The sequence below is a fragment of the Dyella sp. genome (assembly GCF_035277725.1).
In the GTDB taxonomy this organism is placed as follows: Bacteria; Pseudomonadota; Gammaproteobacteria; order Xanthomonadales; family Rhodanobacteraceae; genus Dyella_B.
The window spans coordinates 1-23,960 of sequence record NZ_DATEJY010000069.1 but is presented as its reverse complement, the minus strand read 5'-3'; the positions used below and the strand labels follow the sequence as shown (position 1 = coordinate 23,960).

Annotated in this window: 19 protein-coding genes; 7 read left to right on the top strand and 12 right to left on the bottom strand. The window is 60.9% G+C overall.

Annotated features, from left to right (window positions below):
• Positions 1-75 precede the first annotated feature (75 nt).
• From VJR68_RS06695 to VJR68_RS06685, 3 genes are all read right to left on the bottom strand, one after another.
• Positions 76-831: a Bax inhibitor-1/YccA family protein gene (locus VJR68_RS06695; RefSeq protein ID WP_324146893.1), complete on the bottom strand. Its 756-nt coding sequence runs from the start codon at positions 829-831 to the stop codon at positions 76-78.
• Between the two features lie 105 nt (positions 832-936).
• Positions 937-1,230, bottom strand: a complete 294-nt coding sequence (locus VJR68_RS06690; RefSeq protein ID WP_324146892.1) for a hypothetical protein — start codon at positions 1,228-1,230, stop codon at positions 937-939.
• A gap of 3 nt (positions 1,231-1,233) precedes the next feature.
• Positions 1,234-1,557: a YbjQ family protein gene (locus VJR68_RS06685; RefSeq protein WP_324146891.1), complete on the bottom strand. Its 324-nt coding sequence runs from the start codon at positions 1,555-1,557 to the stop codon at positions 1,234-1,236.
• A 212-nt stretch (positions 1,558-1,769) separates the two neighbouring features.
• On the opposite strand from VJR68_RS06685, the gene VJR68_RS06680 reads away from it, so the two are divergent.
• Positions 1,770-4,481, top strand: coding sequence for a pitrilysin family protein (locus VJR68_RS06680; RefSeq protein ID WP_324146890.1), 2,712 nt, complete (start codon positions 1,770-1,772; stop codon positions 4,479-4,481).
• Between the two features lie 227 nt (positions 4,482-4,708).
• On the opposite strand, the gene VJR68_RS06675 is transcribed toward VJR68_RS06680, so the two are convergent.
• Positions 4,709-5,920, bottom strand: coding sequence for an MFS transporter (locus tag VJR68_RS06675; protein WP_324146889.1), 1,212 nt, complete (start codon positions 5,918-5,920; stop codon positions 4,709-4,711).
• Between the two features lie 127 nt (positions 5,921-6,047).
• Here VJR68_RS06675 and VJR68_RS06670 point away from each other — a divergent pair, with 127 nt between their 5' ends.
• Both VJR68_RS06670 and ppk1 read left to right on the top strand, forming a co-directional pair.
• Positions 6,048-6,833: a helix-turn-helix transcriptional regulator gene (locus tag VJR68_RS06670; protein ID WP_324146888.1), complete on the top strand. Its 786-nt coding sequence runs from the start codon at positions 6,048-6,050 to the stop codon at positions 6,831-6,833.
• Between the two features lie 152 nt (positions 6,834-6,985).
• Complete coding sequence (gene ppk1 / locus VJR68_RS06665) at positions 6,986-9,118, top strand: polyphosphate kinase 1 (protein ID WP_324146887.1); 2,133 nt, start codon at positions 6,986-6,988, stop codon at positions 9,116-9,118.
• 155 nt (positions 9,119-9,273) lie between these two features.
• Here the strand turns inward: ppk1 and VJR68_RS06660 are convergent, their stop codons facing one another.
• Entirely contained in the window at positions 9,274-9,831 is a 558-nt protein-coding gene (locus VJR68_RS06660) for an NAD(P)H-dependent oxidoreductase (protein ID WP_324146886.1), read from the bottom strand.
• Between the two features lie 316 nt (positions 9,832-10,147).
• Here VJR68_RS06660 and VJR68_RS06655 point away from each other — a divergent pair, with 316 nt between their 5' ends.
• Positions 10,148-11,866 (top strand): diguanylate cyclase, encoded by a 1,719-nt coding sequence (locus VJR68_RS06655; protein WP_324146885.1) that lies wholly within the window; start codon positions 10,148-10,150, stop codon positions 11,864-11,866.
• Positions 11,867-12,028: 162 nt separating this feature from the next.
• On the opposite strand, the gene VJR68_RS06650 is transcribed toward VJR68_RS06655, so the two are convergent.
• From VJR68_RS06650 to VJR68_RS06620, 7 genes are all read right to left on the bottom strand, one after another.
• Positions 12,029-14,296, bottom strand: coding sequence for a thiamine pyrophosphate-dependent enzyme (locus tag VJR68_RS06650; protein WP_324146884.1), 2,268 nt, complete (start codon positions 14,294-14,296; stop codon positions 12,029-12,031).
• 12 nt (positions 14,297-14,308) lie between these two features.
• Positions 14,309-14,809, bottom strand: a complete 501-nt coding sequence (locus VJR68_RS06645) for a hypothetical protein (protein WP_324146883.1) — start codon at positions 14,807-14,809, stop codon at positions 14,309-14,311.
• 5 nt (positions 14,810-14,814) lie between these two features.
• Positions 14,815-15,048: a GDCCVxC domain-containing (seleno)protein gene (locus VJR68_RS06640; protein ID WP_324146882.1), complete on the bottom strand. Its 234-nt coding sequence runs from the start codon at positions 15,046-15,048 to the stop codon at positions 14,815-14,817.
• Positions 15,045-15,587 (bottom strand): GNAT family N-acetyltransferase, encoded by a 543-nt coding sequence (locus tag VJR68_RS06635; RefSeq protein WP_324146881.1) that lies wholly within the window; start codon positions 15,585-15,587, stop codon positions 15,045-15,047. Before VJR68_RS06635 ends, VJR68_RS06640 begins: the two co-directional genes overlap by 4 nt.
• Before the next feature lie 186 nt (positions 15,588-15,773).
• Positions 15,774-16,943 (bottom strand): acyl-CoA dehydrogenase family protein, encoded by a 1,170-nt coding sequence (locus tag VJR68_RS06630; RefSeq protein WP_324146880.1) that lies wholly within the window; start codon positions 16,941-16,943, stop codon positions 15,774-15,776.
• Between the two features lie 240 nt (positions 16,944-17,183).
• Complete coding sequence (locus VJR68_RS06625) at positions 17,184-17,402, bottom strand: hypothetical protein (protein ID WP_324146879.1); 219 nt, start codon at positions 17,400-17,402, stop codon at positions 17,184-17,186.
• A 15-nt stretch (positions 17,403-17,417) separates the two neighbouring features.
• Positions 17,418-18,584, bottom strand: coding sequence for a hypothetical protein (locus VJR68_RS06620; RefSeq protein WP_324146878.1), 1,167 nt, complete (start codon positions 18,582-18,584; stop codon positions 17,418-17,420).
• 336 nt (positions 18,585-18,920) lie between these two features.
• On the opposite strand from VJR68_RS06620, the gene VJR68_RS06615 reads away from it, so the two are divergent.
• The 3 genes from VJR68_RS06615 to VJR68_RS06605 all read left to right on the top strand — a co-directional run.
• Positions 18,921-19,796, top strand: coding sequence for a DMT family transporter (locus VJR68_RS06615; protein ID WP_324146877.1), 876 nt, complete (start codon positions 18,921-18,923; stop codon positions 19,794-19,796).
• A 382-nt stretch (positions 19,797-20,178) separates the two neighbouring features.
• On the top strand, positions 20,179-21,441 hold the full coding sequence (locus VJR68_RS06610) for an efflux RND transporter periplasmic adaptor subunit (RefSeq protein ID WP_324146876.1): 1,263 nt from the start codon (positions 20,179-20,181) through the stop codon (positions 21,439-21,441).
• A gap of 18 nt (positions 21,442-21,459) precedes the next feature.
• The coding region (locus VJR68_RS06605; protein ID WP_324146875.1) for an efflux RND transporter permease subunit at positions 21,460-23,960 on the top strand (2,501 nt) is incomplete at its 3' end.

The following is a 23,960-nucleotide window of genomic DNA, read 5'->3' as shown; positions in this document are numbered from 1 at the left end:
GTTGGGGTGCGAACCCCAACATAGCCACCCGGATCGGCACGGCCATGTTGGGGTTAGCACCCCAACTTACAGCTATCAGCGGCGAGCCTTCGACAGCAGGCGCAGCAATTCCATATACAGCCACACCAGGGTGACCATCAACGCGAACGCGCCGTACCACTCCATGTACTTGGGCGCGCCTGCCTCGGCGGCGCGATCGATCATGTCGAAATCGAGCACGAGATTGAGCGCCGCCAGCCCCACCACCAACAGGCTGAAGCCAATGCCGATGGCGCCGGTTTCATGGATGAAGGGAATCTGGATAGGCGTGAATGCACGCAGCGCCATGTCCACCACATACAGCAACGCAATGCCGCCGGTAGCAGCCACCACGCCCAGGCGGAACTTGTCCGTCACCTTGATCCAGCCCGACCGATAAGCCACCAGCATCACCGCCAGCACACCCACCGTCAGCATCACCGCCTGCAGCACGATGCCCGGAAAACGCAAGTTCATCACGGCGGAAATGCCGCCGAGCGCGAAGCCTTCCGCAATCGCATACAACGGCGCCGTGATACCGGCCCAGCGCTGCACGAACGTGGTCACCAACGCCAGCACCAGGCCAACCAGCAAACCGCCCCACATGAACGGGCTGATCGCCGCCAACGCCGCATTCAAGTCGCCACCGGCCGCCACATCAGCAAAGCGCTGCCAGGTCCAACCGCCAGTGATCACCGCCAATACCAGCAACAACGCCGTGCGCGTCACGGTACCGTTCAACGTCATGCGCTCGCCGGTGACCGGCAAGCCTTGGAATGCTTTTTCGCGCAGTACAGGATTTCCGGATGGCATATGTGCTCCTTCTTGAATCTACCGATGACGAAAGCCGATCTTACGTAGGCTGGGATGACAATCCCAGCACTTGTCGGCATCGCGGTGCCGGGATTTCATCCCAACCTACTTTTCCACCACCACGTAATGCCGCTCGCCACGTTGCGCATCGAAATAAACCGCGGTGAGCTGCCCGCTCTCCGGATCAACGAAACGTTCACCCGTATCCTTCCAGCGCGGATCAGGTCCGCCGCGCAACAAGGGCTTGTAACGCCAGCGTTCGATCGCCAGTCCGACCACCAACAGCAAGCCGCCAACGATCAACTGCGGCAGCAAGGCCACCATCACGCCGGTGAGGACGGCAATGCCGGCGCCTACCAGCATCAGGCCGCCCATGACATATAGAACCAGGGTCAACATGGCTCAGGTCGGCGGATCGAGCACCACCGCGGTGCCGTAGGCCACGATCTCGCTCATGGTCTGGCCGATTTCGGCCGAATCGAAGCGCATCATCACCACCGCATTGGCGCCCATCGCCTTGGCGTTGGTCACCAGGCGATCCAGCGCGTGGCGGCGTGCTTCTTCCAGCATCTGCGTGTATTCGTGGATTTCGCCGCCGACGATGGAACGCAGGCCCGCGACGAAGTTGCCGCCGATGCCGCGGCTACGCACAACCACACCGAACACCTGTCCCTTCACCTGGACCACCTGATGGCCGGGAACATTCTCGGTTGTCACTACCAACATGGCTTCGCTCCTTTATCGAGGGAACTTGCGATGGGTGCACGATACTCCGTCTTCTTCGCTTGCGCGCGTATCGCATGTTCCGTGCATGCGCGGTGCCGGGGTTCGGTTGCGCCTCACCCCGACCTGCATCGTGCCGGACCGCACGTGCGCCTTCCGGCGGCACTATGGCAACATCCCACGGTCTATCGCTGTCCTCAACAAGGAACCCGAACATGATGTCGAGCCCTTTCAAGACATTGGCCTGGAGCGTGTTGCTTGGCATGGGCCTGGTGAGCGCCAGCATCCCGGCCCGCGCCGATGCCCCCGCGGCATCCAAAGCCGTGGCCAACGACAGCAATGTGTTGCGAACCACGCTCGACAATGGCTTGCGCGTCGTCATCGTGCGCGAAACACTTTCGCCCATGGTGACCACGCAAATCACCTATCTGGCTGGCGGCTACCAGACTCCGGAAGGTTTTCCCGGAACGGCGCACGCGCTGGAACACATGATGTTCCGCGACAGCAAGGGCATGACCGGCGCGCAGCTCAATGAAATGACCGGCAAGATGGGCGCCGACAACAACGCGTTCACCACCAACGACGCTACGCAGTATTACTTCGTGGCGCCGTCGAATTACCTGGATTTGTTGCTGCACATCGAATCGACCCGCATGGACGGCGCCTTGCTCAGCCAGCAGGATTGGGAGCGCGAACGCGGCGCGATCGAGCAGGAAGTGTCGCGCGATATTTCGCAACCGGAATTTCTCGCCTTCCAGAAAGCCGAAGGCATTCTGTATGCAGGCACCGGCTACGCGGAAGATCCGCTCGGCACGCGTTCGTCCTTCGGCAAGACCACCGCCGCAGACCTGCAGGCGTTCTACAAGGACTGGTACGCACCCAACAATGCCTTGCTGGTAATCGTGGGTGACGTGAATCCACAGCAGACGCTGGCGAAAGTGCAGCAACTGTTCGGCAAGATTTCCAAGCGCACCCTGCCCGCTCATCAACCGGTAAAACTGCAGCCGGTGAAGCCGGAAACCATCGCATCCACTACGCCGCGCGGCACGGGCTCCGTGCAGTTCATGTATCGCATGCCGGGCATGATGGACAAGGACAACGCCGCCGCGCAGGTGCTGCTGGACGTACTCACCAATGCACGCAGTTCGCTGTCGCAGCTCGCGGTGCAAGGCAAGGTACTTAGCGCCAGCGCGCAATTGCAGCCTTTCAGTTACGGCGGCGTTGGCGTGATCGAAGTTGGCTTTCCCAAAGGTGGCGATGCTAAGCAGGCGCGAACCGATCTGGATGATGTCATCAATGATCTGCTGAAGAACGGTGTGCCGGCCGACCTGGTCGAAGCATCCAAGCAAGCCGAAATCGCCCAAGCCGAATTCAACAAGAACAGCGCGGTGACACTTGCCAGCGCCTGGTCGCAAGCGATTGTGTGGATGGGCTTGAGCACGCCGGAAGAAGCGGAAGACCAGATTCGGCAGGTCACCGTCGATGATGTGAATCGCGTCGCCCGCCAGTATCTGAAGCCGGACGAGCGTGTGACCGTGGTGCTTACGCCTAACGAAAACGGCCAGCGTCCGCCGGATAGCGGCGGCTTCGGCGGCTCCGAATCCTTCAACAGCAACGAAAAGCTGGATGCGCCGCTGCCCGAGTGGGCCGCGCAAAAGCTGAGCAAACTGGAGATGCCGCGTTGGACGCTATCACCGGTGGACATGAAGCTCGATAACGGCATTCGCCTGATCGTGCAGCCGTCCAACATCAGCAAGACGGTGACGGTGGTCGGCCATATCGACAACAACCCCAAGCTGCAGGAACCTGCTGGCAAGGAAGGCGTGGCGCGCCTGCTGGATTCGCTGTTCGATTACGGCAGTACCACGCTGGATCGCGATGCTTATCACAAGGCGCTGGATGATATTTCCGCCAACGAAAGCGGCGGCACCGATTTCGGCGTGGCAGCGCTTAGCGAACACTTCGATCGCGCGATGCAATTGCTGGCCGACAACGAGCTACACCCGGCCTTGCCGCAACAAGGTTTCACCGTGCAACAGGAAACGCTGGCACGTGCGCTCGCCGGTGAAATGCAGTCGCCACAATACAAGATGATGAAGGCACTACGCGCAGGCCTGCTGCCTGCAGGCGATCCCGATCTACGCCTGCCCACGCCCGAGTCCATCAGCGCATTGAAACTGCAGGACATCAAGGATTATTTCGCCAAGACCTATCGCCCCGATCTCGCCACTATCGTGGTGGTCGGCAACGTCGCTCCCGAGCAAGCCAAGGCCACCGTGGAACGCTACTTTGGCCAATGGAAAGCGGAAGGCGCCAAGCCCGACGTGATTTCCAATCCGGTGCCGGTGAACCCCGCCGGTTATGTGGTGATCGAGAACTCCTATGCCTCGCAGGATCAAGTGCTGATGGGCCAGATGCTTGATCTCAACATGCACAATCCGGATCGCTATGCACTGCAGTTGGGCAACAACGTGTTGGGTGGCAATGGTTTTGCCTCGCGACTGATGACCGACATTCGCGTTAAGCACGGTTATGCGTACGGGGCAGGTTCCGGCATGCAGTTCAATCGCTCGCGCTCGATCTTCTTCGTTCAGTACGGGAGCGACTCGGACAAGGTAGCGCCCGTCAACACGCTCATCCGCCAGAACCTGGTCGCGATGCAAACCACGCCGATCAAGCAGAGCGAACTGGACAATGCGCGCCAGTACGAAATTCGCTCCATTCCGGTAGGCGTATCCAGCATCAACAACATTGCGCGCGCGCTGCTCAACTGGGCCTGGCACGATGAACCGCTGGACCAGCCGATGATCGCCGCGAAGCATTACCTCACACTCACTCCCGAGCAGGTGCAGGCGGCGTTCAAGAAGTATTTGAAGCCGGATCACCTGATGCAGGTGGTGCAGGGGCCGACGCCGGCGAAGCATTGATTGTCGAAAAAACCATGGCGTTCGTAGGCTGGGATGGCAATCCCAGCTTCAGCAAATTCAAAAAAAGCTGGGATTGTCATCCCAGCCTGCGGGGCGGCGCCGGAGCCATGCTTCCGCTCATGTGACTCGCGAAATATAGGTTGGGGTGAGGCGTAGCCGAAACCCCAACCTAGCCCGCAAGCGTCCGGGATATTGGGGTTCGCGTTCCGCCCACCTCAGCCTGCGACTTACACACGCTGGCGCTTCTCCAAATCCGGCAAAAACACCGCCAGCGCGCCGATCAACGGCAAATATGCACATAGCGAATACACGTAGTCGATGCCATGCGCATCGGCCACGCGCCCAAGCACCGCGGCGCCGATACCGCCCATGCCGAACGCGAAGCCGAAGAACAAGCCGGAGATCATGCCTACGCGCCCTGGAATCAATTCCTGCGCGTAAACCAGGATCGCCGAAAACGCCGACGACAGGATCAAGCCGATCACCACCGACAGCACGCCGGTCCAGAACAGATTGGCGTGCGGCAAGGCTAGCGTGAACGGTGCTACACCGAGGATCGACACCCAGATCACCCACTTGCGCCCGATGCGATCACCCACCGGACCACCGATCAGGGAACCTGCCGCCACTGCGAACAGAAACACGAACAGATGCATCTGCGCGGCTTGTACGGACAAGCCAAAGGTGTGGATCAAATAAAACGTGAAGTAGCTGCTGATACTGGCGAGATAGAAATACTTGGAGAAGATCAGCAAGCCAAGAATCAGCAGACACAGGAAAACTTTGTTGCGGCTGAGCGCTTCGCCCGCTACGTGTCGCGTCACCTTGTTGCGAGTGACGTGATGCAGGCGATACCAACGCCCCACCTGCAACAACACCACCATCGCCAACAACGCCGCCAGCGAAAACCATGCGACACTGCCGCGCCCGTGCGGCACGATGATCCACGCCGCCAGTAACGGCCCCAGCGATGAACCGGTATTGCCGCCTACCTGGAACAGCGATTGCGCCAGGCCATGCTGCCCGCCTGACGCAAGACGCGCCACGCGCGAGGATTCCGGATGGAAGACGGATGAGCCCGTCCCCACCAGGGCCGCCGCCACCAGCAGCACCGCAAAATTCGGCGCAGTGGCCAACAACAACAGACCGCACAAAGTGAAACCCATGCCAACCGGCAAGGAGTAAGGCATCGGCTTGCGATCGGTCACCATGCCGACCAGCGGCTGCAACAGCGATGCCGTCACCTGATACGTCAGCGTGATCAAACCCACTTGCGTAAAGCTCAGGTGGAAACCACTTTTCAGCAGCGGATAGATCGCCAGGATCAGCGACTGGATCATGTCGTTGAGCAGGTGCGAAAAACTGATCGCACCCAGGATGGTGTAGTCCGTGCGCGGCGCGGTCGACGGCAGCGAAACCGATTCGGCGGAGTTCTGCATGGAGCCCCTCGGGGATGGGCAGCGGGCAACATTGCCCGGCTGTGCCTGCCACCTTAAAGTAGCTGCCTTCGGCCTGCATGCACTATCGGGTCAAGTTCTGTCGTTTTTGGGCCAAACGGGAGGCAGCGTGCGCAACACGCGAGTGATCGGCTACGAAGACACGCCCCGCGACGTCGTCGCTACCGGCAACGACTACGCTGCCGGCCTGTCACTACCCGGCCACCGGCACAAACGCGGGCAGTGCCTGTATGCGGTCACCGGCGTGCTCACCGTCACCACCAGCGAAGGCAGCTGGGTAGTGCCGCCTTACCGGGCGTTATGGATTCCCGCGGGCGTTACCCATGCGGTGCATATGGGCGGCCTCACCAGTACGCGCAGCGCCTACGTGCTCCCGGAGGTCGCAATGAAGGCCGGCTTGCCCGCGCGCTGCACGGTGGTCAGCGTCTCGCCCCTGCTGCACGCGCTGCTGTCCGAAGCCGTGGACTTGCCCACCGAATACGAACTGGGCAGCCGCGACGATGACGTGATGCGCCTGTTGGTAACCGAACTCGCCCGCATGCCCGCCCTGCCCCTCAACACCCCGATGCCACGGGATCCCCGGCTGGCACAGCTGTGCAGAGCGCTGCTCGCAGCGCCTTCGCTGGATGTGGATATCGACCTTATGGCCGGTAAAGCCGGCATGAGCCGACGCAGCTTCACTCGACTGTTTCGCGAGCAGACCGGCATGAGCTTCAGCGACTGGCGCCACCAGGCCTGCCTGATGGCGGCCCTGGCACGCCTGGGGCGGGGACAGGCGGTCACGCGTGTGGCGATGGAACTGGGCTATGGCAGCACCAGTGCCTTCACGGCCGCATTCCGGCGCACGCTGGGATCGGCACCCAGTCATTACATGCTGGCCGGCAGCGCCTCCTGACTGATGACAACGTACCCTTGGCGGGGCATATGTCATAACTGTGTCAACAGCGTCCCGCACCATGGCAAGGTCGTGGCATGCTGCAAGGTGCCCGCGCACCCGTCACGAGATCGATGCACCGTTCGATGAGCAAACGCCCCAACGAAGACGCCATGTCCGCAGCCCCCCTGCCCAAGCCAGACGCAGCAGAGGCCGCCCCTGTGGTCGATCTCAACGATAAAACGCATTACATCCATCGCGAACTGTCGCAACTGCAATTCAACAACCGCGTGCTGGAGCAGGCGCTGGACGAGCGCACGCCGCTATTGGAGCGCCTGAAGTTCCTGCTGATTTTTTCCAGCAACATGGATGAGTTCTTCGAAATCCGCGTCGCCGGCTTGAAAAGCCAGCTGGCCTTCGGCCATGAAATCGTGGGACCGGACGGCATCACCCCCAAGCAAGTGCTGACCGAGATCAGCGACATCGCGCATCGCCAAATCGCACGCCAATACACCATCCTCAACGAACGCTTGCTGCCGGAACTGGATCGGCACGGCATTCGCATCGTGCGCCGCGAAAACTGGTCGGCCGCGCAAAAGCGCTGGGTGCAACGCTATTTCCGCCAGGAAGTAGCGCCGATGATGACGCCGATCGGTCTTGATCCCACGCATCCGTTTCCGCTGCTGGTCAACAAGAGCCTCAATTTCATCGTCGAGCTCGAAGGCGTGGATGCGTTCGGGCGCGATTCGGGCCTGGCCATCCTGCCCGCGCCGCGCGTACTTCCGCGCATCATGCGTCTGCCGGATGAGGTCTGCGAAGGCGGCGAAAACTATGTGCTGCTGTCGTCGATCATCCACGCGCATGCGGAAGAATTATTCCCCGGCATGGAAGTACGCGGCTGCTATCAGTTCCGCCTCACCCGCAACGCCGACCTCACCATCGATCCGGAAGAAATGGACGATCTCGCCCGCGCGTTGCGCGGCGAATTGTTCTCGCGCCGCTTCGGCGATGCGGTGCGCCTGGAAGTGGCGGACAACTGCCCCAAGAAACTCACCGATTACCTGCTCAAGCAATTCGGCCTGACCGAAGCGGAGCTGTACGAAGTCAACGGGCCGGTCAACCTCACACGCCTGTTCGGCATCATCAACCGCAGCCAGAGCCCGCACCTGCAATATCCGCCGTTTGTGCCGGCGATCCCGAAGGCACTGAAGAAAGCCGAAGACCTGTTCCAGGTGATCAACAAGCAGGATGTGCTGTTGCTGCACCCCTACGAATCCTTCGCACCCGTGGTGGACCTGGTACGCCAAGCCGCCAAAGATCCGGACGTGCTCACCATCGAACAGACGCTGTACCGCACCGGCGCCAGCTCGGAAATCGTCGATGCGCTGGTGGAAGCCGCGCGCGCCGGCAAGGAAGTGATCACGGTGGTGGAACTGCGCGCACGCTTCGACGAGGAATCCAACCTCAGCCTCGCGCAGCGCCTGCAGCAAGCCGGCGCCGTGGTGATCTACGGCGTGGTGGACGTGAAGACGCACGCCAAGATGATGCTGATCCAGCGCCGCGAAGGACAGAAACTGCAACGCTATGCGCACCTGGGCACCGGCAACTACCACAGCGGCAACGCACGCCTGTATACGGATTACAGCCTGCTTACGTCCGACCCGGCGTTGTGCGAAGACGTACACAAGCTTTTCAGCCAGCTCACCGGCATGGGCAAGCTGCTGAAGATGAAGAAGCTGCTGCATGCTCCGTTTACGCTGAAGAAGTCACTGCTCGATTTGATCGCGCGCGAGACCGCGCATGCCGAAGCCGGCAAGCCGGCGCACATGATCATCAAGATCAACGCGCTCACCGATGCGAAGATGATCCGTGCGCTGTACAAGGCCAGCATCGCGGGGGTGAAGGTGGATCTGCTGGTGCGTGGCATGTGCTGCTTGCGTCCCGGCATTCCGGGTGTGTCGCACAATATCCGCGTGCGTTCAATCGTTGGCCGTTTTCTGGAGCACAGCCGCGTGTATTGGTTCGCCAACGCTGGCGAAGAACGCATGTACCTGGCCAGTGCCGACATGATGGAACGCAACCTGGATCGCCGCGTCGAGACTGGTTTTCCGATCGAAGATAAAAAGCTGCGCCAGCGTATTCGCAAGGAACTGGAGCTTTACCTCACCGACAACACCACCACGTGGGAACTGCACACGGATGGCAACTATTCGCGGCTGCAGCCGGGCGATGGTCAGGCCGCGCACGATGTGCAGCAGCAGTTGCTGGAGAAGTATTGCGGCGTGGGGGCGCCTGCGGCGCCTTGATGTGTATACCCTACGAATGGCTGCGTAGGCTGGGGTGAGCCGAACGCGAACCCCAACATCATCGGATGCCTGGGATGCTTGGAGGCCGACCATGAGCGCGCGCCTACCTCGCGGCCGTCATTCCCGCTTTCGCGGGAATGACGGCCTGTGAGTAGTTACGCATGCACCTGCCGCTTCACCCACTCCACATACCGATCCACAAAACCCTGCAAAAACTTCTTTGTACTCTCCACCCCGATATTCCCCTCATCATCGATCAAGCCATCGCTGAATTTGAGAAACACCTCGGGCTGCCCCATCAGCGGCACATCCAGATAAGCGAGCACATTGCGCAGATGCTGTTGCGATAACGCCGTGCCCGTCGCGCCCACCGATATGCCAATCACCGCGCCAGGCTTGTTGGCGAAGGCGCTTGAGCCATACGGACGCGAGGCAATGTCGATGGCGTTCTTCAGCACGCCGGGAATCGAACGGTTGTATTCCGGCGTCACAAACAACAGCGCATCGGCCGCCTTGATCTGTGCCTTCAGCTGTTGGCAGACCGGTGGGTAATCGCTGTCGAAATCCTGGTTGTACAGCGGCAGGTTGTCGATGCGCACGTGCTCGAACGACAGTTCCGCCGGCGCCAACCTCTCCACCGCCTTCGCCAATTTGCGATTGAAGGAATCCTTGCGCAGGCTGCCGACCAGCACCGCTACTTTGATTGCAGACATGCCATTCTCCTTCGAGAGCCGTTCCCGTCACGGGCTGCCGAGGAACATGCCCCGCTGTCGGGCAAGTTGGCGTGAAATCGCGGCAGGATGACGCAACCATGCTCTCTGGCACATGTCCTGCATACCATGACACTTCGAGGCTTTCATTACGCCGCGGAATGGCGGTACCGTTCGGCACTAGGTAATCGATCATTCCGCAGCGGGCAAGGGAACCAGCAGGTCGCAGAACCTGCCGATGGCCGCCGCGGCATTTGGCGTAAAGAGGCGGAAGCACGACTCACTTCATGGTGCGGGGGATGAAGTGTCAGGGGAGGCGTTGCGCAAACTGGGCAGCGAACGCAGGTGGCTGCTGGCCGCCTTGCCGGTGATTTGGCTGCTGTGGTTTTCCCTGGCGACGGCCGGCGCAAACAGCACACCCCTGCGCGGCGCTTGGCATGAGGTGACGCGGGGCGACACGCCTGCCTCCATCCTGGCCGCGTTCGGGCAAAAGGCGCTCAGGCCCTTCAATCCGACCCTGTTGCATCGGTTTCCCCGCGATGCGCTCGGCAGCTGGGTGGTATTGCAGCCGGAAGCCGCCGATGTGGACGAAGAGCGTGTGCTGTCGATCTACCCTGCCCCGCTCGGCACTGTCACGCTGTATGGCAAGCAAGGGCCACCGCACAGCTACGCCATGAACGACGCCGGCGATGCGCTGCACGGCCATGGCCGGCTGGCCATCCGCCTGGCTCCCGGCGCGGCTTCTTCGGGGCCGATCCTGCTGAAACTGGAGCACAGCGGCAGCCTTGCCGCGCCGGAGCGCTTTCAGCTGCAAGGCCTGGATGATTTCCTGCTGCAGGATTCCAACTGGCTCGCTTTTGCGACGGCATGCTTCGCCGTGATGGTGGCGATGGCGCTGATGGCGTTGTGTTTTGCCGTGATGCTGCATGACATGACCTTCGCCTGGTACACCGGCTACATGCTTTGCTATGTGGTAGTGCAAGGCGTGCAGACCGGCTTTCTGTTCCACCCGCTCGGCCTGAGCTGGCTGGCCGGCTCGGAACTGCTGGTGGGAGCTTCGGCGACGGCGTTGTCGGTATCGTTCGCCTCGCTGTTCCTCAGCCGCTTCTGTGACGTGCAGCGTTACGCCCCTGCGCTGAACGTGCCCGTGATAGCGCTGGGTTTTGCCATGCCGCTGATCGTGCTGCTGCGCTGTACCGGCATCGAGCCGCTGGTGGTGATGGCGCAGACGCTGGTGAATCCAGTATTGATCCTGGGTGCGTTGCTGCTGCTCGTCACGGCCTTGGCAGCTGGCGCGCGTGGTTCGCGCCAGGCGTGGTTTTTCCTGGCCGGCTGGACGCCGCTGCTGGTGCTCACTGCCATGACCAGCGCGCAGACCACCGGTGCGCTGCCGAGCCTGGATTGGCTCAATGACGCCAGCATCGGCATGGGCGCGTTCGAGGCCATCGTGCTATCGCTGGGCCTGGCCGATCGCGCACTGACCATGCGGCGCGATCGCGATCAGGTGCGCGTGCTGGCCGATCATGACGCGCTTACCAACATCCTCAACCGCCGCGCGTGGACTGAAGCGGCCAATCGCATGCTGACCGCCAACACGGAACGCTCCATCGCGATGCTGTTTCTGGATCTGGACCACTTCAAGACACTCAACGATCTGCAAGGCCATGCTGCCGGCGATCGTGCGCTGGTTGCCGTGGCCGAAGTGTTGAGCAACGAGCTTCGCCCTACCGATCTGCTGGGCCGCTACGGTGGCGAAGAATTTGTGGCGATGCTGCATGACGTGAACCAGGAACAGGCCATGCACGTGGCGACGCGACTATGCCGGCGCGTGCATCGGATGGAAATTCCAGTGAACTTGAATGATCTGCGCTTGAGCGTGAGCATCGGGTTGGCGATGCGCAGCGCCGGAGACACACTGGAATCGCTGATCGAACGCGCGGACCAGGCGATGTATTACGTGAAGCTGCATGGGCGCAATCAAGTGCATGCGTATGAGCGGCGTGCGGACATGAACACACCACCGCGCAGATCCTCGTAGGCTGGAGTGAGGCGCAACCGAACCCCAACACGCCATGCATGGACGAAGCACGTTGAGGCTCAGGTTCCGCCCCAACCGTAGGCTGGGATGAAATCCCAGCATCGCCATGCAAGGGAATGCCGGGATTGTCATCCGAGCCTGCGACAAGCAGCATCGCTGCGTTTACTGCGTGGCGAGCTTCTTCGCCGCCGCGACGACATCCGCATCGCCCGGCAAGACGAGAAACGCCGCACCGGCCAAGGGCGTATAGGTATCCGCGCCCACCACACGTTCCAGTGGCGTGCTGCCGAAGCCCGCTTCCACTACGGCTGTGATGATGCCTTCACCCACACCTGCGCTCTTGCGGCCTTCATCCAATACCAGAATGCGCTTCGCACTCTTCGCCTGCTCGGCGATAAAGGCATCGTTGAGCGGTGCCAGCCAACGCAGATCGACCACACGCACTTTCCAGCCGAACGCCTTCTCGATCGTGCGCGCCGAACGCAACGCCATCGGCACGCCGTTGCCGAAGGTGAAGACCACAAGATCGTTGGCGTCGGCGTTGTAGACACGACCTTCGCCCAACGACATCGCTTCGCCCGGTGCGGGATAGGCGAATTGCCATTGACCATCGCCGGCCTCGTAGAGGTCCTTGGTCATGTACAGCGCAATCGGTTCCAGATAGGCACACACGCGACCGTCGACTTTCGCCAGCGCCATCAGCGTACGCAGCATGGTCGCCGCATCATCGCCGCGGCTTGGGCAACCGACGACGAGCCCCGGAATATCGCGCAGCGCCGCGATCGAATTGTCGTTGTGGAAATGACCACCGAAGCCACGTTGATAACCCAGCGCCGCCACGCGCATCACCAGCGGATTGCGATACTGGCCGTTGGAGAAGAACTGCAGCGAGGCCGCTTCGCCGCGAATCTGGTCGCAAGCGTTGTGGAAGTACGCCAGATACTGGATCTCCGGGATCGGCAGCATGCCCATGTTGGCGTAGCCCTGCGCCAGGCCAAGGATCACCGTTTCATCCAGCAGCGTGTTGAACACGCGGTTGCCCTTGAACGCCTTGTGCAACCCCTTGGTGACGGTATACACGCCGCCCTTCTGCGCAACGTCTTCGCCGAACAGCAGCGACTCGGGATACTTCGCCATCAAGTCGTGCAACGCCTGATTGATCTGGATGGCCAAATGACGCGGCGGCTGCTTCTCCGGCAACTTGTCTTCGTTGCCAAACACGGCGACGCGCCTGTCATGGTAATCGGCGCGCTCGGCTTCGGCCTTCACCGCATCCGGCGTGTACGGCGCGAGCGGCGCCATCACCTCGTCCAGCGTTTGCAGCCGCGGCCGGCGGTCGGCTTCTTCCGCAGCCGCGAAACAGCGTGTGCGGATGCTGTCGTTCAAGGCCAGCAATTCGTCCTTGCCGTACAAGCCCGATTCCAGCGCAATCGACGCGGAACGCAGCAGCGGATCGGACGCTTCCACCGCCACCAGTTCTTCGATGCTGCGCCACTCGATTTCGAAATCGGTGCCGGCATGGCCCATGATGCGCGTGGTTTTCAAATGCAGGAAGGTCGGGCGACGCGTTTGGCGACAGTGGTCCACCGCACGCTGTACCTGTTCGTAGCCGCTTGCCAGGTCCAAACCGTTGGCAAAGAAGTAATCCAGATCAGGGCGATGCTGGAAATTGTTCGCCACCCAGCCGCTGGGCGTCTTGACCGAAATACCGATGCCGTTATCTTCGCAAACGAACAACACCGGTGCAGGCAGTTTTTGATACGCCGTCCATGCGGCCGCGTTGAAAGCCGTTTGTGCCGTGGCGTGATTGCTCGATGCATCGCCGAACGAACAGATCGCAATGGAATCGTTCGGTATCGGCAGCGTGTGGCCGATGCGGCGTGCCTGTTCGATGGCAATGGCAGTGCCAAAGGCTTTCGGCAAATGCGAGGCGATGGTGGAGGTTTGCGGCAAGACCCACAGCGGTTTGCTGCCCCACACTTTATGACGGCCACCGGAAGCGGGATCTTCCTTGCTGGCGGCAAACGACAGCGCCGAATCCATGATCGGATCCATGCCCGGCAGCTTGCGGAAGCGCTCCGCCATGAAACCGCCGGAGCGGTAATGCAGAAAGGCTGGATCGGTATGCCGCGTAAGGCGCGCCACCATCGCGTTGCCCTCATGGCCGGAACTGCCGATGGTGTAGAACACCTTGTTCTGCACGCGCAGCACCCGCGCCATCAGATCGAGATGGCGCGAGATCAGCTGCGATTCCAACAGTTCACGAAAGCCTTTTGCATCCAGCGAACTGCCAGGCAGGACGGATTCGTTGTCACGGGGCCGCGCATGAACATGGCCGCGCCAGAGCTGCACGAACTCGGTGAAATTCTGATCGACGATCTCGGCGCGGTTGAAGCCCTTGTGGCGGGCGGCAATAGGTGTGGCGGACATGGCGAAGGTTCTCTAACGATGATCGGCGGGCGCGCCATGGCACAAGGCGCGCAACAGCTCGGCACGCGCGAGGTCTTTCGGGCGGCCAAAGCTTTTCAAAATGCGAATTTGTTCATCACGCGATGGAATGGCGACAGCGACGTCCGCCACCGTGACGTGCACGGTTTCATTTATTTGCACCGGTTGCCAGCCATCGGCATCGTGCAATTGAAGATCGCCCATCACTTCCAGCGGCATGCCGGGAAACAGGAAGCGTGCAAAGCACGAGCGAAAACGATCCGCGCCTGCCGGCACGTACGTGGTATCCAGATGCGATGGCCACACGGCGATCAGGCGCTGGGCATCGGCTGTGCTGGTAAGCAGATCCAGGTCGGCGACTTCCACGGCTGCACCGGCCAGCGCACAGGCAGCGCTACCGATCACCACCCATGGATCGCGGCAATGCGCCTGCAACAGTGGCACGCTCGTCGCGATGGCGTCACGCAGTGCCACATTGAGCGGACGCAACGACATGACCGTCAATGATCACGATGGCCGCAGCAACTGGCGTTCGCAGGCTGCAATTGAATGGGCGGACATTTGACCGAACCGTACGAGCAGAACACGCAGCAATCGCCCGCCTTGGGACGAAGCAGCGCCTTGCAGCCCGGGCAATCGTAGAAAAACACACAAGCATCGAGCGGCATGGTTTCCTCGCTGGAGCAACCACAATGCGGACAGCTGATGACGGATTGCAGAATGACGCCGCTCATCGCCGCTGCAACCATTCTTCCCGCGTCTGCCCCCAGATTTCGACGCGCACGTCCTGGTAGGGCTCCGGCAGGTTCGAGTGGCGCTGAAACCGCGAACCCAAGCGTTTGGCCAGCGCAATCGATGGCTGGTTATCGGAGTTGATGGAATGGATGACTTCGCTCCATCCCAGGTGTTCGAACGACCAGTCCATGATCGCCGCCGCGCCTTCATACGCGTAGCCCTTGCCCCATGCATCGCGCACCAGTGCCCAGCCCACTTCGTTGCCGGGCCATCCATCCGGATACCACGGACCCAATCGGCCGATCCAACGGCCGGTGGATTTCTCGATCATGGAAAACATCGAGAAACCCTGGATCATCCAGGCACCGGCGAGCGAGAGAAAACCGCGCCACGCGACGGGGCGCGATTGCACGCCGCCGATGAAACGCGCTGCATCGGGATCGGCCATGTTGGCGGCGTAGGCGTCGAAATCCTCGTGGATCGGCGGACGCAGGATCAGGCGCTCGGTTTCGATGATGCGGATATCGTGGATCGACACGGTTGGCTCCAAGCGTTTATCAACTGGCGTAGCGCGCTTCGTGCGCCGCGTTCGCCTCCTCTCCCCTCCGGGGAGAGGATTGAGGTGAGGGGTCAAGGCTTGCCTGAACCTCCACAGCGGCTCGCTCCGGTTTATTTCTATCGCGACAATCAGCACTTACCGCAATCCCCCTCCAAAAGGAAAGGATCAGAACGCGTTGATGCCGGTCAGTTCTCGGCCGACCACCAGCTGATGCACCGTCTCCGTGCCTTCATAGGTGATCACCGATTCCAGATTCAGCGCATGGCGAATCGCCGAATGCTCCACCGTGATGCCGGCGCCACCGAGCATGTCGCGGCAATCGCGCGCGATATCCAGCGCCATGCGCACGTTGTTCCACTTCGCCAAAGACACCTGCGTGGGTTCCATCTTGCCTGCGTCCTTCAAGCGGCCGAGCTGCAACGACAGCAATTGCGCGGTAGTGATGCGACGGGCCATATCGGCCAGCTTCAGCTGGATCGCCTGGTTTGCGGCCAGCGGGCGGCCGAACAGCACGCGCTCCTGCGTGTAATCGATCACTTCCTTCAAGCAGGCCTGCGCGGCACCGATCGGGCCCCAGGTGATGCCGTAGCGCGCCTGCGTGAGGCAGCCGAGCGGTCCCTTCAAGCCTTTCACGTTCGGCAAGCGCTGAGCGTCGGGCACGCGCACGTTGTCGAAGAACAGCGCGGATGTCACGGACGCGCGCAGGCTCATCTTCTTGTGCACTTCCTGCGCGGTGAAGCCCTTGGTATCGGTCGGCACGATAAAACCCTGGATGCCGTCCTCGGTCTGCGCCCACACGATGGCGATGTGCGCGAGGTTGCCGTTGGTGATCCACATCTTGGCACCGTTGATGATCCAGTCGCCGCCGTCCTTCTTGGCGTTGGTCTTCATGTTGGCCGGATCGGAGCCGCCGTGCGGTTCGGTCAGGCCGAAGCAACCGATGATTTCGCCTGCCGCCATTTTCGGCAGGTATTGCATCTTCTGCTCTTCGTTGCCGTAGGCGTAGATCGGATACATGCACAGCGAGCTTTGCACGGAGGCAAAGCTGCGCAGGCCGGAATCGCCGCGTTCCAGCTCCTGGCAGATCAGGCCATAGCTGACGCCGTTCATGCCGGCGCAACCGTATTTCTCAGGAATAGTGGCGCCCAGCAGACCGAGGTTGGCAATGTCCGGAATCAGCTCGCCGGGAAAACGTCCTTGATCGAAGCAATCGCCGATGACAGGCAGCACTTTTTCGTCGACAAAACGCCCCACCGTGTCCTGCACCATGCGCTCCTCATCGGTGAGCAGGGAACGGACGTCGTAGAGGTCGAGCGGGTTCAAACGGGCTGCCATAGGAGTTCCAGGAACAGTCGGGGAAGCCCTACATTGTAGCGGTGGCGGCTTATTCCGGTCATGCCGGGGTGCAGCAGCCGTCCGCCTGGGGCCAGCCGGTCGTTAAGGCGGACCCTGGCTTTCACGATCCAAAAAACCTTGGCCGAGGACAGATAACGTAGGCTGGGATGACAATCCCAGCTTTGCTTGCCGCTTGCGGGTGCTGGGATTTCATCCCAGCCTACGAAGGCATGGGGAGGTTTAAGGGTTGCCTTGCAGAATCAAGGCCGCGCCCTTCTCCGCCGCCATCATCGTCGGCGCATTGATGTTGATCGTCTCATCAGCATTGTCGCTGGGAATGATCTCGCCTTCGATACGACGCGCCCACTCGGCGTGATAGCGGGTAATTTCTGCCGCGTATACCGCTTCGTTGCGCGCATCCACGAATTGACCGTTGATGTAATCGAATTCTTTGCGCATGACCGCCAGATCGATTCAGAAGTAATAGCCGATGTTCATGTAGAGCTGGCCGCGCCAGCGGTCGATGCCGCCGGCAGCCAGGCTTTGCGCATAATCGCTGCCGCCAAGGTAGGGATCGTTGCGGCCTTCCAGCCATTCCACGTAGATCGACAGGAACTTCAGCGAGAACGACGCGCCGGTGATCCAACGTTGCGTGCTGCGGAATTGCGGGTTTGATTTCTGATAGAGGCTGTAGTTGGAATACAGCTTGATGTCTTTCACCCAGCCGCCCAGATAGCTGCCTGGAACGGCGTAGCTGCCGTTGACGGAATAAAGATTGCCGCGCGAGGCAAGATTGAAAGTGCCGTCGTAACCACCGACCGTCACCACCTGGCTGCCATCGGGATTTCGAGGCGTCATGAGCTGACGCGCGTATTGCAGCTTCGCGCCCCATGGACCATTGTTGGCCGCGTAATGCAGGCCATAAACGAGTCGGCGCCCGTCACGTCGCGTATCAAGGTTATGCAAGGTAGAGGTGAGCAGCGAAACGCCCGCCTCCCCTTTCCAATTGCCAGTCTGGAGATCGCGCGCAACGCGCCCGGCGAACAGATTGCGCTCCACGTTGCGAGTACCGCCGGCGACCCATGGATCGGCCGGCGTGATCACGATGGAATAAGTGCTGCCACGACTGGTGCCCTGCCCCGACCATGCCGGGCGCGCGTAATAGCCGGTCTGCAGATTCCAACCGCCTAGATCCTGTACGTATTTGACGCCGACTTCAGACAAGTCTTCCAACGCAACAGGATTACCCAGGCTTTCGTAGAAGGTGTCGCCGAACAACGACTGCACGCCAAACGGCACCTGATTGAGGCCTACCTCAACATGCCGCTCGGGGTCGATGCGGTAACCCACCCAGGCGTATTCGGCAAAATGGATGTCACCGAAGCGGCGCGTGTACTGGAACGGATAATCCTTGCCGTAGAAGCGGTAGCCCGCCGCGCCGATCCATGTATCGGAGTTGTACTTCGCGCCAAGCATCACCGTATCGACGCCGAATTCATGAATCCCTCGGGTATCGTCGTGGTCGACGCGCAGGCGCACGGCGCCGTTGATATCCCAGTGATCCGATACCTCGACGGCAGCAGCCGGTGCGCTGAAAACGCTCAGGCCAATAAGCAATATGCCGACGGTACAAACTTGCAATCGTCCATGAAACAAAGCGTTCGATCCTTGCCGGTGATGGATGGGAAATGCTGCAAACCGCACGTGCAGTGCAGCGCGCATTTCTGCGCAGCGGCTGCCTGCACCATCCTCGGCACCCTGACCGTCAGGCGGTACCCGCCATTGGCCCGAACCTATGTAAGCAAGTCATCGGAAAATGAATCAGCGCCAATCCCGCGGCCTTGTCATTCACGCCTTCCCATGTATGCTGCACCTGCAACATTCAGGGGTTCTTGAGGACCGGCTGATGCGGAATCCCAGGGATATCCGCATGACGGCCAGCCGCACGCTCCACCTGCCGCCATCCTCGGAATACGCATGATCAAAGGCATCCTTCTCGGCTTCGCCAGCTTCGCCGCCTACGCGATCAGCGACGCGTTCGTCAAATCGCTGCACGGTTCGGTACCGCCTTATGAATCCGTGTTCTTTGGCGCGGTATTCGGGTTGGCTGCACTGCCTTTCATCATGAAAAAAAACGATCGCTGGCGCGACGCGGTCACGGCGCAGCGCCCGTCGCTGTGGTGGGTACGTGCACTGGCGGGTGCCGGAGGCAATATCGCGTCGGTCACGGCGTTCACGCTGCTGCCGATGGCGGAAGTGTTCACGATGATCTTTCTGATGCCGATCTTCGTGACCATCCTGTCGGTGATCTTCTTGAAGGAGCACGTCGGCTGGCGCCGCTGGTCGGCCGTGTTCGTGGGTTTTCTGGGCGTGCTGGTGGTGCTGCGACCGGGCTTTCGCGCACTGGGCGTGGGCGATATCGCAGGCCTGATCTGCGGGCTGTTCGCCGCCGCGTCGGTGGTCGCATTGCGCATGGCCGGTCCACACGAAAAGCGCATCAGCCTGTATGGCGCGGGCGTGATGGGGCCGCTGATCATCGGCGGTCTGTTGATGCTTTCGCATTTCCATTGGCCGAACCTGCATGAGTGGGGTTTGCTTGCCGGCTACGGCCTGCTCGCCGCATTGGCCGGCGTGCTTTTGATGTATGCCACCTTGATTGCGCCGGCCAACCGCGTGGCTCCCACACAGTACAGCCAGATGCTTTGGGCCATCGGGCTCGGCTATTGGCTGTTCGGCGACAAGCTCGACTGGCCGATGCTGATCGGCATCGTGATGATTCTCGGCGCCGGCCTGTTCACGCTGGTGCGCGAAGAGAAAGTCACGCCCTGGTGGCGGCGGCAGAAGATCGTCTGAGTTTGCAGGCTGGGAGAAATCCCGACACCGCCATGCATGGAAACGCTGGGATTTCATTCCAGCCTACGAACCCAAGCCGGCCCTGAGACACGGCAGCCATGTTGCTGCAGGCGTGTGCGGCACACGCTTGTGACGCGCATTATCACAATATGGAGCCTGCAAAAACCCCCAGAGGACATGTTTGTAGACATGTGCCAATGCGTTAATTCATCGCTTGAAACACGGAAGACACCGGACAGTGTCAACCATGTCAGCGACAGGCCGTTAAGGAAAAATCCGACCGTCGCGTTGACGGACTACCGCCGCCTGGAATCGCCGGTGGCCTGCATTTGAAAACGAAAGCGCTCTTGCTTTAGTCAGGAGCCGGCATCTGGAGAGGGTTATGAGTGCGGATACTCCGCGAACAGCCGGACACTCGCGCAACAAGCGCGGCCTGTGGATGACCGTGGTGATCGCCATTGTGGTCATCGCCGTGGTTCTGTTTCACCTGTTCAACCGGCCCAAAGCACGCACTGGTGCGCCAGCGCAGGTGGTGAGCGTGGCCACGGTAAAGCTCGGCGACATGCCGGAAACGATCGATTCGCTTGGCACGGTTACGCCGCTGGCCACCGTCACGGTGTTGCCCCAGTTGAGCGGCTACCTCACCGAAGTGGCCTACCAGGAAGGCCAGGATGTGAAGAAAGGCCAGTTCCTGGCGCAGATCGATCCGCGCCAATACCAGATCAGCAAGCAACAGGCCGAAGCGCAGTTGGCGAAGGATCAGGCCACGCTCGATCAGGCGCGCACGGACCTCGGTCGATACACGCAGCTCTACCAGAAAAAATCGATCGCCGAGCAGACCTACATGGATCAGAAATTCCTGGTCCAGCAGTCCGAAGCGGCGGTGAAAGCGGATCAGGCCAATATTGCGCAGTTCGATCTCGATCTGACGTATTGCCATATCACCGCACCGATCGACGGCAAGGTCGGCCTGCGCCTGGTCGATCCAGGCAATTACGTTACGCCTTCCAGCTCCACCGGCATCGTGGTGATCACCACGATGAAGCCGACCACCGTGCAGTTCACCATTCCGCAGAATTTGCTCGGCAAAGTATTGGATCGTTACAACACCGGCGCGAAGTTGCCCGTCTCGCTATTCAACAGCGACAACAGCAAAGAGATCGCCGCCGGCACGCTGTACGCCATCAGCAATCAGATGGCCACCAGCACGGGCACCGTCACGCTGCGCGCATCCTTCCCCAATGATGACGAAGCGTTGTATCCGAACGAATTCGTCAACGCGCAACTGTTGGTCGACACGCTGCACAACGCGGTGCTGGTGCCGACGCCGGCTGTGCAAACCGGCGCGCCGGGCGATTACGTATTCCTGGTCAATGGCGATGACACCGTATCGGTGCACAAGGTCACGCTCGGCCCTAGCGACGGCAAGCAAACGGCGATTCTTTCCGGCCTTTCCGCTGGCCAGACCGTGGTGACGGACGGCACGGATCGCCTGAGCGATGGCGCGAAGATCCGCATCGCACAGGCACGTCCTGCCGGTGCAAGCAGCACCACCGAGCCGGCGACGTCATCGTCCACATCGCATACGGGCAAGCGCAGGCACAAAACCGGTGCGGATACCAGCACCACCTCTTCCGCGTCGTAAGCGACAGGCGTTGATCTGATGAATATCTCCCGCCTGTTCGTACTCAGGCCCGTCGCAACATCGCTGCTGATGATCGCCCTGGTGCTGGTGGGCCTGGTGGCGATGCGCTTCTTGCCGGTGTCGTCGCTGCCCAGCGTCGATTACCCGACGATCCAGGTGCAGACCTTCTATCCCGGCGCCAGTCCGTCGGTGATGGCAACCACGGTGACGGCACCACTGGAAGTGCAGCTCGGCGAAATTCCGGGCCTGCAACAGATGACGTCCAGCAGCTCGGCTGGCGCATCGGTGATCACGCTGCAGTTCAATCTGGCGCTCAATCTCGACGTGGCCGAGCAGAACGTCCAAGAGGCACTCAATGCCGCCAACAGCCTGTTGCCGAGCGGCCTGCCCGCACCGCCGACGTATGCGAAGGTGAATCCCGCCGACCAGCCGATCCTTACGCTGGCCGTGACGTCCAAATCGATGTCGCTGACGCAATTGCAGGACGTCGCGAACAATCGCCTGGGCACCAAGATCTCCGAAGTATCCGGCGTGGGCCTGGTCACGCCATCCGGCGGCAATGTGCCCGCCGTACGCGTGGAAGCCGACCCGCAGAAGCTCGCCTCGTACGGGCTCAACATCGATGACCTGCGCTCGCTGCTTGCCAACGTCAACGTCAGCCAGCCCAAAGGCAACTTCGACGGTCCGGATCTGGATTACACCATCAACGGCAACGACCAGATCCAGGATCCGAAGGATTATCTCAACACGGTCGTCTCCTACCAGAACGGCGCGCCGGTGTATTTGCGCGACGTCGCGCGCGTTACGCAATCGGCACAAAACACCGAACAAGGCGCCTGGTACAACAACACACCGGCGATCGTGCTGAACGTGCAGCGCCAACCCGGCGCGAACGTGATCGCCACGGTCGACCAGATCAAGCGCATCCTGCCGCAACTGGAATCCACGCTGCCAGCTGGCATGCACGTGGATATCGTCAACGACAGCACCGGCGAAATCCGCGCCTCGGTGGCGGATGCGGCGTTCGAGCTGATCCTGGCCGTGGTGCTGGTGGTGCTGGTGATCTTCGTCTTCCTGCGCAACCTTCCCGCCACCATCATTCCGAGCATCTCCGTGCCGGTGTCGCTGATCGGCACGCTGGCGATGATGTACGAACTCAACTACTCCATCGACAACCTGTCGTTGATGGCGTTGATCATCGCCACCGGCTTCGTGGTGGACGACTCGATCGTGATGATCGAGAACATCGTGCGTTATCTGGAAGAAGGCGAAACGCCGTTGAATGCGGCGTTGATTGGCGCAGGACAGATCGGCTTCACCATCCTTTCGCTGACCGTGTCGCTGATTGCGGTGTTGATACCGCTGCTTTTCATGGGCGGCGTGATTGGCCGTCTATTCAGCGAATTCGCGGTGACGCTCGCGATAACCATCGTGATTTCCGGCGTGGTCTCGCTCACCCTGGTGCCGATGCTGTGTGCGCGCATTCTGCGTGCGCAAGCCGAGCGCCATCCGAGCCGCTTCGAGCGGATCAGCGAAGGTCTTTTCAACAAGACCTTGCATGCCTACGAACGCGGCCTTCGCTTCGTGATGGCTCACCAGACTGCGACGCTGGCGACCTTTCTGCTGACGCTCGCCATCACCGTGGTGCTGTACGTGGTGATTCCGAAAGGCTTGTTTCCGGTACAGGACGTCGGTGTGCTGCAAGGCATCAGCATTGCCGACAACTCCGTGTCCTACACCACCATGGTGGACCGTCAGTCGCAATTGGCCGAAGCGATTCTGAAAGACCAGGACGTCACCAACCTCACCTCCTACGTCGGCATCGACGGCACCAATACCACGCTCAACAACGGCCGCTTCCTCATCAACTTGAAGCCACGCGACGATCGCTCCGATAGCGCCGCCGACATCGCGCGGCGCATCCAGCAGGAAGTGGCCAACGTGCCTGGCATCAAGCTGTACCTGCAGCCGGAGCAGGACCTGACGCTGGATACCACCATTTCGCCCAACCAGTACCAGTTCGTGCTGCGCGGGCCGAGCCAGGAAGCGTTCCAGCAATATGTGCCGGCTTTGATCGCGCGCATGAAGCAGATCAGCTCGATCTCCGACGTCACCAGCGACCTGAACAACCAGGGCCTGAGTGTCAACGTCGACGTGAACCGCCAGCTTGCGGCGCGTTTCGGCATTACTCCAGCCACCATCGACAATGCACTGTACGACGCGCTGGGCCAGCGCATCGTGTCGACCATCTTCAACCAGTCCAACCAGTACCGCGTGATTCTGGTGGCCCAGCCGAAATCATTGCCGACACTGCAGTCGCTGGGCGATCTGTATCTGCCCAGCCAGACCGCAAGCAGTGGACAGGTGCCGCTGAAAGCGATTGCGAAAATCGAAGAGACCAAGTCGCCCTTGGTGATCAGCCATCTGGCACAGTTCCCCTCGGTGACCATTTCCTTCAACCTGGCCAAGGATGCGTCGCTGAGCAAGGCCGTGAAAGAGATCAACCAGGCGGAACAGGC